This window comes from Microvirga sp. 2TAF3 (genome assembly GCF_052114965.1).
Classification (GTDB): Bacteria; Pseudomonadota; Alphaproteobacteria; order Rhizobiales; family Beijerinckiaceae; genus Microvirga.
On record NZ_JBFRFT010000047.1, the window covers coordinates 1 to 1888 of the forward strand.

Below are 1888 nucleotides of genomic sequence, written 5' to 3' on the forward strand. Positions count from 1 at the left end.
CATCTACGGCCTCTACAGCAACGAGGTCGAGGAGAGCGTCGTCGAGGGCCATGTCAGCAAGCTGCGCAAGAAGCTCCGCGCCCGCCTCGGATACGATCCCATCGAAGCTAAACGCTATATCGGATATACCTTCACAGGCTGAAATCTCAATCCAACAAACACGACGGTGGCCGATTTCTTTTATACCCTCGGGTTGCTGTAGGCAGCTTATATCCAGACTGTCGGCAGAATTGAAAAACTTACCAACCTCCTGGATCAACGGGTTGGCCGGAGCCATTGCAAAGCAAACATTAATCTTATCGGCTGATTTTCATCGGCGATGGCGATGCAGATGAGCTGAGCAGTTTACTTGAGGGGAGTGATACGACCTATTAGAAACCGTGAGGAGCCATCAAGAGGCCATCAGGCGCGTAAAGCACGGTGTGCACGGGAGCCAGTGTTGCGTATTTCGAGTCGAGTCGGATTGTTTCCTCTCCCCCAAGATTCTGGTGACGCCGAGGCGCAGTGTGCTGCAAAGATGCGCAGCAATGCATGGGCAGCAATCAAAGCGCGGCGCATTGAACCCTTCTACCAACCCAAGATCAGCTTGGCCTCAGGCCGGATCATCGGCTTCGAAGCGCTGCTACGCTGGCGTGGCCCGCACGAAAGCTTTCAACTCCCGGGCGCCATTCAGGCAGCCTTTGACGATCCCCAACTGGCCATTGCGCTCGGCCAGTATATGCAAAGCATGATCTTCGACGATATGCGCCGCTGGCGTGAATCCAGAATTGACTTTGGCCGTGTCGCGATCAATGCCTCCGCCGCCGAGTTCGGCAATGACGATTTCGCCGAACAGGTGCTGGCACGCCTACGTAGTGCCAAGCTACCCCCGCACTGCCTCGAACTTGAAGTTACTGAAACTGTTTTTCTCGGCCGCGGGGCGGAATATGTTGAGCGGGCAGTGCGCCGCTTGAGCATTGCCGGCGTCACCATCGCACTCGATGATTTCGGCACCGGCTATGCTTCGCTGTCTCATCTCAAGCATTTCCCGGTTGATAGTATCAAGATCGACCGCTCCTTCGTCCAGGATCTGGCCAGCAACGCCCAGGATGCAGCAATCTTGCAGGCGATCCTGCAGCTCGGCAAGGGGCTGGGCATCGCCACCGTGGCCGAGGGCATCGAGAACGACACCCAGGCAGCGTATTTGCGCGTCCACGGCTGCGATTACGGCCAGGGCTTTCTCTTCAGGAGTCCCGTTCCTCGCCAGGACGTCCCAATACTAGCAAAAGAATGGGAGCCCAAAGAGTTGCTGCGCAAGCTCGGCACACAAACGAAGAATGAATTGTGGGCGACGATTGGAAGCCTGCTGGATTTGCGCTCGCTTCATGACAGCAGCGCCATGGCTTGATTCCCTTTTGCAAAAAGACCTTTTGGAAGCCAAACCGGGCTAGGCCATTTGGCCTATATCTAGTCATGAACGATAGGCTGTTTAGCCGAATAGACCTGTGATTCGCAGATCGCCTAGAAGTGAGGGATTAAAGTCATAACGGCTTCGATTCGGAAGGCTTTTAGGTTGAATGCGTCATCGCAATCACATCGAAAAGCATATCCCTGGTAATGATAGTTAAGTAGTGTAGAGCAACCGGCGCGATCAGAACGACGTTGTGACCTTTCATACTATGCGTGGGGGCGCAGCATATGTATTTTCTTGTCGGTGATCCGCGGACGAAAATTCCAACACACACTAACAATTCAGCGGACGAGGGGGTCTCGTCGCTGGGGCTGGACCGGGACGATTTCCGGGACTGGCTCGAGGCCGCCTCGCGGGCCGATTTCGAGGCGGTGCAGGGCTTCCTGCTCGGCGAGTTCCAGGACCGCCTCGCCTGCACCGAGACCATCCGCCGCCATT

Annotated in this window: 2 protein-coding genes and 1 pseudogene; all 3 read left to right on the forward strand. The window is 55.7% G+C overall.

The window, feature by feature from the left end:
• Window positions 1-142 (forward strand): winged helix-turn-helix domain-containing protein (locus AB4Y97_RS20900; RefSeq protein ID WP_442000904.1); only part of this gene is annotated, 142 nt, incomplete at its 5' end.
• Between the two features lie 375 nt (window positions 143-517).
• Window positions 518-1387, forward strand: coding sequence for an EAL domain-containing protein (locus AB4Y97_RS20905; RefSeq protein WP_442000959.1), 870 nt, complete (start codon window positions 518-520; stop codon window positions 1385-1387).
• A 290-nt stretch (window positions 1388-1677) separates the two neighbouring features.
• A pseudogene (locus AB4Y97_RS20910) lies at window positions 1678-1888 on the forward strand (DNA-binding response regulator); the annotation flags it as partial.

Bases quoted from the DNA above. Each gene is read 5' to 3' on its own strand.
- AB4Y97_RS20905 (WP_442000959.1), top strand. From the start codon at position 518: ATGCGCAGCAATGCATGGGCAGCAATCAAAGCGCGGCGCATTGAACCC.